Annotated in this window: 13 protein-coding genes and 2 tRNA genes; 14 read left to right on the top strand and 1 reads right to left on the bottom strand. The window is 37.1% G+C overall.

Going from position 1 to position 16,269, the window contains the following annotated elements:
• The 14 genes from LIZ98_RS08600 to yihA all read left to right on the top strand — a co-directional run.
• A partial coding sequence (locus LIZ98_RS08600) for a transposase (RefSeq protein WP_227139406.1) occupies nucleotides 1-359 on the top strand: 359 nt, incomplete at its 5' end.
• Nucleotides 360-717: 358 nt separating this feature from the next.
• Nucleotides 718-1,158 (top strand): MarR family winged helix-turn-helix transcriptional regulator, encoded by a 441-nt coding sequence (locus tag LIZ98_RS08595; protein ID WP_041844825.1) that lies wholly within the window; start codon nucleotides 718-720, stop codon nucleotides 1,156-1,158.
• 7 nt (nucleotides 1,159-1,165) lie between these two features.
• On the top strand, nucleotides 1,166-1,972 hold the full coding sequence (gene racE / locus LIZ98_RS08590) for a glutamate racemase (RefSeq protein WP_041903867.1): 807 nt from the start codon (nucleotides 1,166-1,168) through the stop codon (nucleotides 1,970-1,972).
• A gap of 239 nt (nucleotides 1,973-2,211) precedes the next feature.
• A complete protein-coding gene (locus LIZ98_RS08585) occupies nucleotides 2,212-3,246 on the top strand; it encodes a GerMN domain-containing protein (RefSeq protein WP_108898395.1) in 1,035 nt (344 codons plus the stop codon).
• 300 nt (nucleotides 3,247-3,546) lie between these two features.
• Nucleotides 3,547-4,161 carry an XTP/dITP diphosphatase gene (locus LIZ98_RS08580; protein ID WP_227139407.1) on the top strand — a complete coding sequence of 205 codons (615 nt, stop codon included), beginning with the start codon at nucleotides 3,547-3,549 and terminating at the stop codon, nucleotides 4,159-4,161.
• On the top strand, nucleotides 4,158-4,658 hold the full coding sequence (locus tag LIZ98_RS08575) for a metallophosphoesterase family protein (protein ID WP_227139408.1): 501 nt from the start codon (nucleotides 4,158-4,160) through the stop codon (nucleotides 4,656-4,658). The genes LIZ98_RS08580 and LIZ98_RS08575 overlap by 4 nt, the downstream gene beginning before the upstream one ends.
• 295 nt (nucleotides 4,659-4,953) lie before the next feature.
• A tRNA-Arg gene (locus LIZ98_RS08570) sits at nucleotides 4,954-5,027 on the top strand.
• A 297-nt stretch (nucleotides 5,028-5,324) separates the two neighbouring features.
• A tRNA-Arg gene (locus LIZ98_RS08565) sits at nucleotides 5,325-5,398 on the top strand.
• Between the two features lie 462 nt (nucleotides 5,399-5,860).
• Nucleotides 5,861-6,856, top strand: coding sequence for a tetratricopeptide repeat protein (locus LIZ98_RS08560; protein WP_227139409.1), 996 nt, complete (start codon nucleotides 5,861-5,863; stop codon nucleotides 6,854-6,856).
• Nucleotides 6,857-7,096: 240 nt separating this feature from the next.
• The gene (tig, locus tag LIZ98_RS08555) at nucleotides 7,097-8,386 is read left to right on the top strand and encodes a trigger factor (RefSeq protein ID WP_095141505.1); all 1,290 of its coding nucleotides are present in this window, start codon (nucleotides 7,097-7,099) and stop codon (nucleotides 8,384-8,386) included.
• A 528-nt stretch (nucleotides 8,387-8,914) separates the two neighbouring features.
• Nucleotides 8,915-10,180: an ATP-dependent protease ATP-binding subunit ClpX gene (gene clpX, locus LIZ98_RS08550; RefSeq protein WP_041903870.1), complete on the top strand. Its 1,266-nt coding sequence runs from the start codon at nucleotides 8,915-8,917 to the stop codon at nucleotides 10,178-10,180.
• A 190-nt stretch (nucleotides 10,181-10,370) separates the two neighbouring features.
• Entirely contained in the window at nucleotides 10,371-12,050 is a 1,680-nt protein-coding gene (lonB, locus tag LIZ98_RS08545; RefSeq protein WP_227139410.1) for an ATP-dependent protease LonB, read from the top strand.
• Between the two features lie 451 nt (nucleotides 12,051-12,501).
• Nucleotides 12,502-14,832 carry an endopeptidase La gene (lon, locus tag LIZ98_RS08540; protein WP_227139411.1) on the top strand — a complete coding sequence of 777 codons (2,331 nt, stop codon included), beginning with the start codon at nucleotides 12,502-12,504 and terminating at the stop codon, nucleotides 14,830-14,832.
• Nucleotides 14,822-15,424, top strand: a complete 603-nt coding sequence (yihA, locus tag LIZ98_RS08535) for a ribosome biogenesis GTP-binding protein YihA/YsxC (protein WP_041844834.1) — start codon at nucleotides 14,822-14,824, stop codon at nucleotides 15,422-15,424. The genes lon and yihA overlap by 11 nt, the downstream gene beginning before the upstream one ends.
• A 175-nt stretch (nucleotides 15,425-15,599) precedes the next feature.
• Here yihA and LIZ98_RS08530 read toward each other — a convergent pair whose 3' ends face one another.
• Nucleotides 15,600-16,082 carry a LiaI-LiaF-like domain-containing protein gene (locus LIZ98_RS08530; protein ID WP_227139412.1) on the bottom strand — a complete coding sequence of 161 codons (483 nt, stop codon included), beginning with the start codon at nucleotides 16,080-16,082 and terminating at the stop codon, nucleotides 15,600-15,602.
• Between the last annotated feature and the right edge of the window lie 187 nt (nucleotides 16,083-16,269).

Here is a 16,269-nt window from a genome sequence, read left to right as displayed (position 1 = left end):
ACAAATACCCTAGAGGTACGATGTTTGTTTTGGAAGACTTGACAGGTGTTCGTTCTGCAACAGAAAAAGTGCGAGTGAAAAATCGCTATGTTTCTGTGTCTTGGGCTTTCTACCAATTCCGTCAAATGCTTGAGTATAAAGCTCAATTAAATGGACAGAAGGTAATAGTTGTAGACCCAAAATACACTTCTCAAACTTGCCCTAAATGTGGACATATTGAAAAAGCAAACCGAAATAAGAAGCTACACATTTTTAAGTGTAAAAATTGTCAATACCAATCAAACGATGACCGTATTGGTGCAATGAATTTACATCGCAAAGGTATTGAGCATATTGGTGTAGTTACCGCAGGAGTATAGCTTTTGCGGTAGGGGCGAAGTCAACCGTCCTGATGTTCCACCACTCGAAGGCAGGAGGCTTACGCCGTTCGTACTGCTGGGTAGGAACAAGCGTAATTGCTATCTACGAGGGTAGAAGCACTGTCAAACTCTGACAGACGCAAGCCCCCACTTCAAACAGACCGTTAGGTCGTTAAGTGGTGGGTTGTTGACATTGTCCGTACGGGATGGGATATAAATAGTTTAAGGAAACACCTGTAAGCAGCAAGTCCTAATATTTTTCATAAAAGTTTATCTTTTGCACATCCTGTGAATGTTAACAAGGATTGTTTAACGTCGAGAAGCTTAACAAATTTTAGGTGTCAATGGGGGGAACCATGTGGAAAGAACAATTGAAGAAAAGGTTGTAGCATCTATTGAAAAAGACTTGCGCTATATTTCCGGTATAATAAAGCAAAAAGGCCGGGAAATTTTAAGTAATTATTCAATAACACCCCCTCAATTTATCGCTTTACAATGGCTCTTTGAAGAAGGCGATATGACAATTGGTGAACTTTCGACTAAAATGTATTTAGCGTTCAGCACAACTACAGATTTAATTGATCGAATGGAAAGGAACAATCTTGTAAAAAGGATAAGAGGTGAGAAAGATCGCCGTGTTGTTCGTATTCATTTGCTATCTGAAGGGGTTCGAATAATTGAGGAAGTCATTAAAAAGCGACAAAAGTATTTAAATGAAGTTTTACAGGACTTTAATGATGAAGAAATTATTCTTTTACAAGAAAATCTAAAGAAATTACATAAAAATATGAAAGGTTGAAGCTAGTTTGTCAGCAAATCCAATAGGCATCATAGACTCGGGAGTAGGCGGTTTGACTGTAGTAAAGGAAATGATGCGCCAGTTGCCAAATGAATCAATTATTTATTTAGGTGATACTGCGCGTTGTCCATATGGACCTAGGTCAAGTAGTGAAATTAGTCAATTTACGTGGGAAATGACCCGCTATTTAGAAACATATCATATAAAAATGTTAATTATAGCCTGTAATACAGCAACTGCCGTGGCATTGGAGGAAATTCGAGACAGCCTTTCAATACCGGTATTAGGTGTGATAAATCCAGGCGCGAGAGCAGCAATTAAAGTTTCCCAAAAAAATCGTATCGGTGTTATCGGAACAGAAATGACAATTAAAAGTAAAGCTTACGAACAGGCGTTGAAAAAAATCAGAAAACATGTTACTGTTCACGGGCTGGCTTGTCCCAAACTCGTCCCACTTGTAGAAAGCGGCGAATGGACCGGTGCTTTTGCAGAAAAAATTGTGGCTGAATCTATTCGTCCTTTAAAGGATAAAAATATTGATACATTAATTCTAGGATGTACCCATTATCCGCTGTTACAGCCGGTTATTGAATCTTATTTTCAAGGTAGTATTAAAATTATTAGTTCCGGTGAAGAAACAGCAAGAGAAGCAAGTGTAATTCTGGATCATATTGGTATGCTTAATACACCTGAGGAGCAACCAAATCATGTATTTTTTACAACAGGTTCAAAATCAATGTTTAAAACAATCGCTGAACAATGGCTTGGATTAACGAATATAACTGTTGATACAGTTAAGTTATCAAGCTATTAATATCTTTGAAAAGCCCAGATTATCTATGTTATGAAAAAATACGGAAGAAGGAAAAATTTTTCAATTGATTTCCGCTCCATTTAGGCGGGTTTTTAATCCGGCAAAAAAATGATTAAGAAATTTTTATTGGCTAGTATAAGGGCCTGTGTTTTAGAATTTGTCCGATTTTTTCTCAGGGCTCGGTCTATTTTTGTAAAAACCCCGTATACATGTAGTACAAACTGTTATGGGGGGATAGTATGAAATTAATAAAAAAATTGATTTGGATAGCAGTGATTGCTTTTTTACTTTCAGCTTGTTCACAATTAGGGGGAGAAAAAGAAAATATTGATCCACCACAAAAAGTCTCATATGAAGATGATTTGGATGTGACGGGTGAAAAGAATGCTGATGGAGAAAAAGCAAATGAGGTGAAAACAGAGCTCTATTTGATAGACAAAAATGGGTATGTTGTTCCGAAAACATTGGGCTTACCAAATACAAAATCAGTAGCTAAGCAAGCATTGGAATATCTTGTCAAAGGTGGCCCAGTAACTGAATATTTACCAAATGATTTTCGAGCAGTTTTACCGGAAGGAACTGAGGTATCCGTTGATGTCAAGGATGGCGTAGCTACTGCTGATTTTTCAAAAGAATTTGCCGAGTACGCCCCGGAAGATGAAATGAAAGTCTTACAATCGATCACTTGGACTTTGACCCAGTTTGATTCCATCAAACAAGTAAAATTAAAAATGAACGGGAAAAATTTAAAGGAAATGCCGGTAAACGGAACTCCTATTAAAGATATGTTAACAAGAAAAGATGGAATTAATATTGATTCTTCAACTGCAGTCGATATCACCAATACGTATCCTGTTACTGTATACTACCTAGCTCAGAGCAATGAAGAAAGATACTATGTGCCGGTAACAAAGCGTGTGAGTAATAAAAATGATAACCCGGTAACTGCAGTTGTTAAGGAATTAATTAAAGGTCCGAATATGACATCAGACCTGTATTCGTTATTTATGCCGGATGTCGAATTAGTTGAAGAACCGAAAATGGAGAATGGCATAGTTAAACTGAATTTTAACGAAAATATATATGGCAGTTACGATCAAAAACTTGTTTCAAAGCAAGTTTTGGAACCTTTAGTACTTTCATTGACGGAACAAGAGGGGGTTGAAGGAGTGGCTATCCAAGTAAACGGAAAGACAGATATTGTAAACCAGGATGGCAAACCTTTAACAGAACCGGTTACCCGTCCGGAACATGTCAATACTGGCAGTTTTTAATAAAAATTTGCTATAATAAAGATAGAAAGAGGGGGACGAACCGCCTCTTTTTTTCATGCGGGAAGGATAAAATATTGGTCAAACATATCGGACAAGTTTTAGTTTCAAACTCCAGACATCTTGTTCTCTACACTTTGAATAATGAAAAATAAGCTAAGTAACAAAATATATTTTTTTAAAAAACTACTGCGCAAAGTACAATAATTTGTGTCATACTATATATGATACACACTTACCTTTGTGGAAAATCATCAAGAAATTTTTTGGGTATTAATTAAAATAATGAATAAGAGGTAAAGTATGGAAGAATTAATTATTGCAACAAAAAATAAGGGGAAAGCAAAAGAGTTTGCGGAACTTTTTGAACCGCTCGGCTTCCGGGTAAAGACACTCCTTGACTACCCGGATGCACCTGATATTGAAGAAACAGGCAAAACTTTTGAGGAAAATGCGTTATTAAAAGCTGTTGGGATTTCCAATATTTTTCAAAAAATGGTAATAGCTGATGATTCCGGGCTTGTCATTGATGCTTTAGATGGGCGCCCCGGTGTTTATTCCGCTCGATATGCAGGGACTGATAAAGATGATGAGGCCAATATTCAAAAAGTCTTGTTTGAAATGAAAGACGTTCCGGAAGAAAAACGCACGGCTCACTTTCATTGCACCCTGGCTTTAGTTGTACCGGGAAAGGATCCCATCATTGTAGAAGGCACTTGTAACGGCTTAATACTAACTGAAAAACGCGGAAATAACGGCTTTGGTTATGATCCGATCTTTTATCTCCCTCATTTAAAAAAAACAATGGCAGAAATAACATCTGAGGAAAAAAATCGAATCAGCCACCGGGGAAATGCAATTCGAAAATTATATGAACATGTCCAAGAAGCTATGGAAAGAGGGGATTTTCTTTCATGAAGGTTTTGATTTGCAGTGACAGTCACGGATTAACGGAAGAACTAATCCAATTAAAAAAAACTCATCCGGATATGGACTATTATATTCATTGTGGTGACTCTGAATTGGTCAAAGATCATTCTGCAATTCAAGGCTATCATGTGGTTAGGGGAAATTGTGATTTTGGAAACGATTTTCCTGAACGGGATTTGATTGCAGCCGGAAATGAAAGGATATTTATTACGCATGGGCATCGAGATCATGTCAAAACAAGTTTAATGAATTTACATTATCGGGCTATTGAACAAAATGCAACCATTGTTTGTTTCGGCCACTCCCATGTTCTCGGGGTTGAAAATATTGAAGGAATTTTATTTATTAACCCGGGCAGTATTGCCTTACCACGTATGCGGAAAGAAAGAACGTATGTCATCTTGGAAATAAATGGGAAAACAAAAACTGTTCATGTATACGAATATGGACATGGGGAACTTTTTCAAGAATCATATGACATCTAATATTTTGGAAGAAGAAGGAAACAATACAGAATTAATTTCTCTTCTCTTCTTCTCTTCTTCTTCCAAAAAAATTGAACAATATTATTGACATTAATCACAATAGGGCATATAATAAATCTTGTCTTTGATAAATAATTGTGTCCCAGTAGCTCAGCTGGATAGAGCACGCCCGAATAAGCTTCTTTGAATAAGCATCAGCGTACCAATCGAGCCGCTTCATGAGTAAGCTTACTGAGATTGGGACGACGGAGTTACCAAGTAGACGAAGAAAAAATTATACAAATATTTATATCATGTCCCAGTAGCTCAGCTGGATAGAGCAACGGCCTTCTAAGCCGTCGGTCGGGAGTTCGAATCTCTCCTGGGACGTACTGAAAAGGCAGATCAAAGCCTTGACTTGAAAGGATTTTGAACAGAAAAGGGATGCTAACACAGATATAAATACTGTGGAAGTATCCCTCTTTTTTCACATCAATATTTCCGAAAAGTTCAACAGCCTTCCATGCCGGTAATTTGCCCACATTATCGAATTCCTCTTCGCCGTAATTCGTTTTATGACAACGTTTCAGAAAGGTTTTTTAACTTACTTACCGTAAATATTTCCTGAAATCATTGATGGGAATAATAGAATATGATAAAATATTTAATGTCTTAAATTAAAATTATGTCCCAGTAGCTCAGCTGGATAGAGCGACAGCCTCCTAAGCTGTAGGTCATGAGTTCGAATCTCGTCTGGGACGTTTTGATTTACATTTCAAGTCTTGAAATAATAGGGTTTTAAATAAGTAGGGATACTAGCACAGAATAGAACACTGTGGGTATCCTTTTTTTATACGTTAAGAATGTAAAAGTTTCCAACATAGATCCAAATTGGTGCAGTTGGAAAAATTTTCGTATTAGTTACGTTTAGAATTTTATTTATAGAACTGTTTGCAACGGCTCCTGAGGTGTTAGACAGACTTTTTGATAAAGTTTGTTTGCAAATTGAACAGCCCGAAATTTTTAACACGCTTATATAAAGAATGATTGGGTAGAGTTGGCGAATCAATTTATTAATTTTCATTGTTTACGAAAAGAACGTTCGCTCGTTCACTTTTGAAAAAATTCGAGCACTATTTGCATTAGCCCCAGTCCATCATTTTGCAAAAGTCTATTCCGGTGTTACAATAACTAAAAAAGAAAAAAGCGTGGGATTTGATGTTATGAATGACGATTTTTCAAACGATAAAGTAATTCCTTTCCCCAATTTACCGTTACGCTTATTGGATAAGGGGAGTAATTTATTGATTGAAGGGAGAATTAAGGAAGCTATTCCTTATCTTGAGAAGGCCGAGCAACTGGAACCGGAAAATCCGGATATTTTATATACATTAATTGGTGCTTACCTGGAACAAGGAAATTTTACCAAGGCGAAAATGTTGTTGGAAGAAATGGTTCACACAGGAGTTGGTGATTACTTTGAAACAGTGGAAATATATATGACTGTTCTTTTTCAACTTCATGAGTATAAAAAAATAACTACAATGTTAACAATGTTATTGGATGAGGATCAAGTACCGTTAGAAAAAATTGATCAATATAAGGAATTGCTGGAACTAAGCAGAAATTTAGCAAATGGGATGGATGAGCTACCGACATCGGATGTACATATAAATCTTTTTGAAGATGACTTAAAAACAACGATACAAAATTTGGAAAATCTCGATAAAAACGGAATTGCCCGACATTTACCGGAAATAAAAGAATATCTGGAAAGTGAAACAGGAAATCCTTTTTTAAAAACAATTTTATTGAATGTTTTAAGAGAAAATCATTACGAAGAAAAAGTTGTTGTAAAGAAATTTAATCAAACCGTACAATTGAATATCCAAACCTATGCCGATGTTCAAGATGCGCCTTTTCCCCGGAAAGTCAAAGAGAAATTGGAAGTTCTACTCGTTCATGAAAATCCTAGCTTATTAACGTATGCCGTTACTTTAACCGAACGCTTTTTTTTCATGATCTACCCATTGGAGATGAACTTTTCGAGTTTGGATATATGGGTGAATGCTATCCTCTTTGTTGTTGAAGACTATTTTGACCAGCATACAGATAATATTTCCAATTTATCGGAAATGGAAATGAACAAAGAGGAATTGGCAAAAGCGATAGACTTTATTACCGAGGTGGAACAACAATTTTGGATCACAACACAATGACAATTTGTTCCAAGAGGTGAATTTCGCCTATTTTTCACCCTTTTATCTTGAAACAAATGATTCCTATGATATAATGATATGGTTAGAATGATGTTCTTCTCTTTATACGCCTTGTAAAGTCTTTAGAGCTTGATACATAATTACATTTGCTTTTTGGACGATCATTGAAAGCGGATGAACAAGGTCTACATATAAGAACAATAGTAAATTTTTGATAAATAGTAGTTGGAGGGAAAAGGAATGTCTGCAAAATGGGAAAAATTAGAAGGCAACCAAGGTAAATTAACGGTTGAAGTAGACGCAGAAACATTTAACAAAGCACTCGATCAAGCATTTAAAAAAGTTCAAAAACAATTGAATGTACCTGGATTTCGTAAAGGTCGGGTACCGCGTCAAATCTTTGAACAAAGATTTGGTGTCGAATCTCTTTATCAAGATGCACTAGATATTGTTTTACCGGATGCATATTCAAATGCCATTGACGAAACCGGCATTGAACCGGTTGATCAGCCGGAAATCGATATCGAACAAATTGGTAAAGGTCAATCATTAATTTTCACTGCCGATGTTACAGTAAAACCGGAAGTAAAATTAGGCGAATATAAAGGCCTTGAAGTTCCAAAAGTAAATACGGAAGTAACTGATGAAGATGTTGAAGCAGAACTTAAAGAACTGCAAAAACGCCATGCCGAATTAGTTGTTAAAGAAGATGAACCGGCTGAGCAAGGTGATACAGTTGTTATTGATTTTGAAGGGTTTGTTGACGGAGAAGCTTTTGAAGGCGGTAAAGCAGAAAATCATTCTCTTGAAATCGGTTCTGATTCCTTTATTCCTGGCTTTGAAGAACAATTAGTCGGAGTAAAAGCCGGAGATGAAAAAGAAATTCAAGTCACTTTCCCGGAAGAATATCATGCAGAAGAATTAGCGGGCAAACCGGCTGTATTCAAAGTAAAAGTTCATGAAGTAAAACAATTAGTATTACCTGAACTGGACGATGACTTTGCCGTTGATGTCGATGATGAAGTGGAAACATTAGACGCATTAAAAGAAAAAATTAAAAATCGTCTAAAAGATGAAAAAGAACATACTGCAAAACATGAAGTTGAAAATGCGGTAATTGAAAAAGCTGCTGAGAACGCAGAAATTGATATTCCTGAAGTCATGATCGATAATGAAGTAGAACGGATGGTAAAAGAATTTGATCAACGTCTGCAACAACAAGGTCTAAATCTTGAACTGTACTCGCAATTTTCAGGTCAAGATATCGACAGCTTGAAAGAAACAATGCGTGAAGATGCTGAAAAACGGGTTCGCGTTAACTTAACGCTAGAGGCGATTGTTAAAGCGGAAAATATTGATGTAACAGAAGAAGAAGTGGAAAAAGAACTTCAAAATATGGCAGAAATGTACAACATGCCGGTGGAACAAATCCAGCAAATTCTTGGTTCAACTGCCGGCATTAAAGAAGAATTGAAATTTAACAAAGCTGTTCAATTATTGGTTGACAACAGTAAGACGGTAGAAGAATAATTAGGAAAACAGATCCATTGTGTTTAAATAAACTAAAGTGAACGAATTAACGGTGTTTAGTTGCACATTTTTAATCAACTTAGATAAAACAAGGCGCGATTTCTTTTCGTGCCTTGTTTTATCCTACTCTTAACGGCAAGGTTTGTCTCCCGCCTCAACTTCGAATGAAAAGGATGTGTGGTTATAGGGGATGCCTGCCTTTAAAAACAATGACAACACTGATGGGAATTCGCTGTATCCCAAAAATGTGTGTTAGGTTCTAGTTTTTACCGTCTTTTTATAAAAATGTTTTGCATAGACTATACATAATCGATTGAATCATTTTATTTTCTTTTCATCAGAACAATATGTTACAATCCATATACATATACATAGAGAAAAACAAAGACTTGGCGTTAACGGCTAAAAGATTAACAAAAGAAATAAACAAAGTCATAATAATAATGAGCTGCTATTCGTGGCACTGTAAAAATACATTCGCAGGGCTTTACTCATATAGATGGTTTATCAAATTAAGGGGTGAAAAAATTGTTTAAATTTAATGATGAAAAAGGACAATTGAAATGTTCCTTCTGCGGAAAATCTCAGGATCAAGTCCGTAAATTGGTTGCTGGTCCGGGCGTTTATATATGCGATGAGTGTATTGAATTATGTACAGAAATTGTGGAAGAGGAATTAGGCAATGATGAAGAAGTAGAATTTAAGGATGTTCCAAAACCGACGGAAATTCGAACAATTTTGGATGAATATGTCATCGGTCAAGATCAGGCGAAAAAAACATTGGCCGTTGCGGTTTATAACCATTACAAAAGAATCAATACTAAAAACCGGGTTGATGATGTTGAGTTGTCAAAAAGTAATATTTGTTTGATTGGGCCGACCGGAAGCGGAAAAACTTTACTTGCCCAAACTTTGGCGCGAATTTTAAATGTACCGTTCGCCATTGCGGATGCGACATCTTTAACAGAAGCCGGATATGTTGGTGAGGATGTTGAAAATATTTTGTTAAAATTAATCCAAGCTGCCGACTATGATGTCGAGCGGGCTGAGAAAGGGATTATTTATATTGACGAAATCGACAAAATTGCCCGTAAATCAGAAAACCCGTCGATTACCCGTGACGTTTCGGGTGAAGGTGTCCAACAAGCACTGTTGAAAATTTTAGAAGGTACGGTTGCCAGTGTTCCGCCACAAGGAGGAAGAAAACACCCGCATCAAGAGTTTATTCAAATTGATACGACGAATATTTTATTCATTTGCGGCGGTGCATTTGACGGAATTGAACAAATTATTAAACGCCGTCTAGGTAAAAAAGTTATCGGCTTCGGAACGGATCCGAAAAAAGAAGAAATTGATGAAATGAATTTATTAACCCATGTATTGCCGGAAGACTTATTACAATTTGGCTTAATTCCGGAATTCATCGGACGTCTCCCGGTTATCGCAACGCTTAAAAAATTAGATGAAGCTGCATTAATCGAAATATTAACAAAGCCGAAAAATGCGCTCGTTAAACAATATCAAAAATTATTGGAACTGGATAATGTGGAACTCGAATTTGAAAAGAAAGCATTGGAACAAATTGCGAAAAAGGCAATTGAAAGAAAAACCGGTGCTCGTGGTTTACGTTCCATTATTGAAGGAATTATGTTGGATGTGATGTTCGAATTACCATCACGGGAAGATATCGCAAAATGTATTATCACGGAGGAGACGATTACGAAAAACAAACGTCCTCAACTACTATTGAAAGATGGAACGGTTATTGAAGAAGAAGAAAAAACTTCGGCATAACATACAAACATGAATCGATCGGGTTACCATGTAACAGCAAAGTTTTTGTTACATGGTAACTCTTTTTGTATGTGTACTTAAGCTTTTTTGTTTTGTTTTGTAAACATTCTTCAATTGGCAATTTCTTGTTTATTCCCTCGTTCTATAGGAGATACTAAAGAACACAGAATATGCCAATGGAGGGAATACAATGAACTTACCTGGAATCGTGTTAATCATCCAGCTTATCTTCGGGGTTATCATCGGGGTGTATTTTTGGAACTTGTTGCGAAATCAACGGAGCCAAAAAGTATCAATAGACAAAGAATCAAAAAAAGAAATGGAACAATTACAAAAATTACGTTCGATTAAATTGACTGAACCGCTCGCAGAAAAGGTTCGTCCGGCAAGTTTTGAAGATATTATTGGACAGAAAGACGGGATCAAAGCATTAAAAGCCGGTCTTTGTGGCCCCAACCCCCAACATGTCATTATTTACGGACCACCCGGTGTCGGAAAAACAGCTGCAGCAAGACTTGTTCTTGAAGAGGCGAAAAAGCTGGGGATGTCTCCCTTTAAAAAAGACGCAAAATTTATTGAATTGGATGCGACAACGGCAAGATTTGATGAAAGAGGAATTGCTGATCCTTTAATCGGTTCCGTCCATGACCCGATCTACCAAGGGGCCGGTGCGATGGGACAAGCAGGAATCCCACAGCCAAAACAAGGGGCAGTAACGAATGCACATGGTGGTGTTCTCTTTATCGATGAAATTGGTGAATTGCACCCGATTCAAATGAACAAACTGTTGAAAGTTTTGGAAGACCGAAAAGTATTTTTAGAAAGTGCTTATTATAGTGAAGAAAATGCGCAAATCCCCAATTTTATTCATGATATTTTTAAAAATGGACTTCCTGCTGATTTTCGCTTAATTGGTGCGACGACAAGAACACCTGAAGAAATTCCTCCGGCGATTCGTTCGAGATGCATGGAAGTGTTTTTCCGGGAACTTGACCAAGAAGAAATCAAGCAAGTGGCGAAACGAGCGCTGGAAAAGGTTCATTTAACGATGAGTGAATATGCATTAGAAAAATTATCACAATATGCGAAAAACGGGCGAGAAGCGGTGAATATGGTACAAATTGCTGCAGGACTTGCGATTACGGAAAATCGAAAAATAATAAAAGATGAAGATATCGAGTGGATCATTCATTCAAGTCAACTTTCTCCACGATTAGAACAAAAAATCTATAAACAACCGGAAGTGGGACTTGTTAACGGTTTGGCTGTTTATGGACCGAACAGCGGCTCGGTATTGGAAATCGAAGTTGCTGCCATACCTGCTCTGGAAAAAGGAGCAATCACGATTACCGGAATTGTTGAGGAAGAAAGTATTGGAACGCAAGGAAAATCAATTAGAAGAAAGAGTATGGCAAAAGGTTCCATTGAAAATGTCATTACCATTTTACGATCATTTGGTGTACCTGCAGATGAATATCATATTCATGTTAATTTTCCGGGCGGCGTACCTGTTGACGGTCCATCAGCGGGAATCGCGATTGCTACCGGAATATATTCGGCCATTTATAAAATTCCGATTCATAATGAAGTTGCCCTAACCGGAGAAATCAGTATTCACGGTAGAGTAAAACCGGTCGGCGGTGTGTATACAAAAATAAAGGCGGCACAAAAAGCAGGTGTAAAAAAAGTGATTATACCGGAAGACAATATGGAATCCATTCTTCATGAAATCGAAGGAGTTGAAGTTATACCGGTCGCCAGTATAAAACAAGTATTTGAATTAGCCTTAATGAAAATACATAATAAAGAAGAGAGCAATCTGCCGGAAACGGCTTTTTCCTATCAAGAGCAAAGAAAAGAAAGTGTATAGAAAAATCACAGGGTAAGCTCGCAAATCATAATGGATATTGGGCGGAATAGATAAAACCTGAAATTCTGGTTTGTCAATGAACAAACCGCCTTTTTTTGCCTTTTTAAAAGCAAATTGACAACCCGAAACAGAAAAATTCCAGTTTTAGTAAACTTTTAATAAATATTGCTTCCCAAACCGGTTGAAGTTTCATCATTTATTCAAATTAGACAGTTGCCGGTAAATACGTTAAAATTTTTAAATAGGTAATCGTCAATGCCGAATACAATCCGAACCACCCGATTGAAAAAATCTCATATAATTAACGAAGTTCAGTACAATGCTTGATAAAAAAGTTGCATCCCTTTTTTGTTAACAAATCTGTAAGTCCGTTTTATCAACATAAAACGTTTCTACACAAGAGAATAACCATCTATTACGAGACTAAAGGTGGAGAATTGGAGGTATCCATATGAATGAACAACAACGAATTATCGTTCCCCTCCTGCCGCTTCGAGGATTGCTTGTATTCCCGACAATGGTGCTTCATTTAGATGTCGGACGAGAAAAGTCGGTACAAGCGCTTGAAAAAGCAATGATGAATGATCATTTTATTTTTTTGACCACACAAAAAGATACATCCATTGAAAACCCAACAGAGGATGATTTTTTTGAAATGGGCACATTGACACAGGTAAAACAAATGCTCAAACTTCCAAACGGAACATTCCGTGTGTTGGTAGAAGGTTTGAAACGGGGAAAAATTGAAAAATTTCTCCGGACCGATGAATATTTTGAAGTACGAATTCAAACATACGAAAATGAAGAAGTAAAAGACATTGAAGAAGAAGCACTAATGCGTATGATCTTGGATTTGTTTGAGCAATACATAAAAATGTCTAAAAAAGTATCGGCTGAAACATTTGCTTCTGTTCAAGATATTGAAGAACCGGGTCGATTAGCTGATATTGTGGCATCATATTTGCCACTGAAATTGAAAGACAAGCAAGACCTCTTGGAAAAAGTAAATGTGAAAGATCGTATGAACGCCATCATAACTTTTTTGAATAATGAAAAGGAAGTAATACAACTCGAAAGGAAAATCGGGCAACGCGTAAAGCAATCGATGGAAAGAACGCAAAAAGAATATTATTTACGGGAACAGATGAAAGCTATTCAAAAAGAATTAGGTGACAAAGAAGGAAAATCGAGTGAAATCGAAATATTAAAAGAAAAAATTGAAAAAGCAGGAATGCCTGATCATGTTTTTGAAGCAGCCATGAAAGAATTAGACCGCTATGAAAAATTACCCGGAACATCGGCGGAAAGTGCTGTTATTCGAAATTATCTCGATTGGTTAATTGCACTGCCATGGAAAACAGAAACGAAAGATGATATAAATATTAAACGGGCGGAAAGAATTTTAAATGAAGACCATTACGGATTGGAAAAAGTAAAAGAGCGCGTTTTGGAATATTTAGCTGTGCAACAATTGACGAACTCCTTAAAAGGTCCGATTCTTTGTCTGGTTGGTCCTCCGGGAGTAGGAAAAACCAGTCTTGCCCGTTCAGTTGCCCGTTCGTTAAACCGAAAATTTGTGAGAGTTTCATTAGGCGGTGTCCGTGATGAATCAGAAATCCGTGGACACAGGAGAACATATGTCGGTGCAATGCCGGGACGAATTATTCAAGGAATGAGAAAAGCAGGGACGATTAATCCGGTGTTTTTATTAGATGAAATTGATAAAATGTCGAACGATTTTCGCGGCGATCCGTCATCGGCTATGCTCGAAGTTTTGGATCCGGAACAAAATAAAAATTTCAGCGATCATTATATTGAAGAAACGTACGACTTATCAAAAGTAATGTTCATTGCGACAGCCAACGATTTAAGCACGATTCCCGGACCGCTGAGAGATCGGATGGAAATTATTTCTATTGCGGGTTATACAGAAATTGAAAAATTACATATTGCTAAAGATTATCTCATAAAAAAACAATTAAAAGAACATGGATTACAAAAGCAACAGCTGCAAATTCGCGATGATGCCATTCTTTCCATCGTTCGGTATTTTACCCGGGAAGCCGGTGTCCGCGGATTGGAAAGACAAATAGCTAAAATTTGTAGAAAAACGGCAAAAATTATTACATCCGGGGAAAAGAAACGGGTCATTGTTACGAATAAAAATATTGAAGAATTTCTCGGGAAAAAGATTTTTCATTATGGTCAGGCGGAGAAGGAAGATCAAGTCGGTGTTGCAACCGGACTTGCTTATACCGCATTTGGCGGCGATACATTGCAAATTGAAGTGTCCCTTGCACCCGGTAAAGGAAAGCTTGTACTGACGGGTAAACTCGGTGATGTTATGAAAGAATCTGCACAGGCTGCCTTTAGCTATGTGAGATCTTCAGCTGAAAAATTTGGCATTGATCCGATGTTTCATGAAAAATATGATATCCATATCCATGTCCCGGAAGGCGCTGTTCCGAAAGACGGTCCTTCAGCCGGTGTCACTATTACAACGGCACTTGTTTCAGCTCTTACCGGAAAGCCGATTCGTCGTGAGGTTGGCATGACCGGTGAAGTCACATTACGGGGACGGGTACTCGCAATCGGCGGATTAAAAGAAAAAACTTTAAGTGCTCACCGTGCCGGGCTGACAACCATTATTTTGCCGAAAGACAATGAGCGGGATTTGGATGACATTCCGGAAAGTGTGCGGGAAGAATTAACCTTTATTCCTGTTACCCATGTCGATGAAGTACTTAAAAATGCAATAGTAGGTGAAAAAAGTGAAAATTAAAAGCGCCGAAATTGTCATCAGTGCTGTATCAAAGGCACAATATCCGGAAAACAGCCTGCCGGAAATTGCTTTGGCCGGTCGATCCAATGTCGGAAAATCATCTTTTATTAATAAAATGTTAAACCGGAAAAATTTGGCAAGAACATCATCAAAACCGGGAAAAACGCAAACGTTGAATTTTTATTTGATTAATGAGGCGTTTTACTTTGTGGATGTGCCCGGTTACGGATATGCGAAAGTGTCAAAAACAGAGCGGGCCAAATGGGGAAATATGATTGAAACGTACTTAACCGGGCGGCATGAATTGAAATCTGTCATATTGATTGTAGATCTCCGCCACCCGCCAACAAACGATGATGTTTTGATGTATCAATTTTTGAAACATTATTCAATACCTGTCATTGTGATTGCGACCAAAGCGGATAAAATTCCCCGTGGCAAATGGGAGAAACATGCGAAAGTTGTGAAGGAGAAATTAGTGATTGAAAAAGAAGATCCGGTAATCATTTTTTCGTCCGAAACCGGTGTCGGCAAAGAAGAAGCATGGCAGGTAATCGGAAAATGGATAAACGATAATGAAAGTAAGAAATAGTAAACAATAGGACTAACCGAGAATTTTCTGTATGGTTAGTCCTTTTTCTTTTAAATGTTTTTGTAAACATTTAAAAGAAAGTTATGATAGGAGAGCATTCTCGATGCCAAAAAATTTTCCGGAAAAAACGGGTATGCTTGCACACGGATTTTATGTAAGTAAATCAAACCAACCCTTATTTTTTCTTAAAAAAGAATAAATAGCTTCCGATGATAATTAAAATGATTGGCCATAGTGATTGGAAACTGCCAATTTGTTCCGGTGTAAGTCGGAAAAAGGAAAATAATTTTGCGTTAAACAGTTGAATGAGTGCAACACTAACAAAAATCCAACTATAAATTGCACTGCTTTTTGTTTTTTTCGCAGCCAGAAAAAATCCCAATGCAAGAAATAAGATGATGACACCAATGAGATCAAACTGAATATTCCATTGTTGCGCAAGATGGAAATGAATCCCTAAGCCAACGAGTAAGACTCCCGGCATAATGAGTTGGAAATCTCCTCCTCGATAAGCTTGGATAAGTAATGCGACACCTACAATCAAAAGAATCGTCGGCCAACTGAAAACGGCCGCAGGAACAGGTATTGTGAATTTTTGTAAGAAGAAATATAATCCGAACCCGATTAAAACGATCCCGGGAAACATTTGCTTTTTCATCAAACTTCCTCACTTTCTATAAAAAAATAAAGCCGATAAAGAGAGCAAAAAAATTAAAATAAAGTAATAATTCTTTTTAGCAAAAAGTAAAAAAACCAGCTTTTTGCATTTTAACCATAAAACTGTTTCAATGGTATAAGAAACGCAATTTTACATGAAAATAAACAAAATGATGCAAAGCTTGGGT

It is taken from the genome of Caldibacillus sp. 210928-DFI.2.18 (assembly GCF_020554505.1).
GTDB classification, from domain to species: domain Bacteria; phylum Bacillota; class Bacilli; order Bacillales; family Caldibacillaceae; genus Caldifermentibacillus; species Caldifermentibacillus hisashii.
This window is presented reverse-complemented; position numbering and strand designations above follow the sequence as displayed.

Coding starts and splice junctions, on each gene's coding strand:
- LIZ98_RS08580 (WP_227139407.1), top strand. CDS start 3,547: ATGGAAGAATTAATTATTGCAACAAAAAATAAGGGGAAAGCAAAAGAG.
- lonB (WP_227139410.1), top strand. CDS start 10,371: ATGAACTTACCTGGAATCGTGTTAATCATCCAGCTTATCTTCGGGGTT.
- LIZ98_RS08575 (WP_227139408.1), top strand. CDS start 4,158: ATGAAGGTTTTGATTTGCAGTGACAGTCACGGATTAACGGAAGAACTA.
- LIZ98_RS08560 (WP_227139409.1), top strand. CDS start 5,861: ATGAATGACGATTTTTCAAACGATAAAGTAATTCCTTTCCCCAATTTA.
- LIZ98_RS08530 (WP_227139412.1), bottom strand. CDS start 16,082: ATGAAAAAGCAAATGTTTCCCGGGATCGTTTTAATCGGGTTCGGATTA.
- lon (WP_227139411.1), top strand. CDS start 12,502: ATGAATGAACAACAACGAATTATCGTTCCCCTCCTGCCGCTTCGAGGA.
- LIZ98_RS08585 (WP_108898395.1), top strand. CDS start 2,212: ATGAAATTAATAAAAAAATTGATTTGGATAGCAGTGATTGCTTTTTTA.
- tig (WP_095141505.1), top strand. CDS start 7,097: ATGTCTGCAAAATGGGAAAAATTAGAAGGCAACCAAGGTAAATTAACG.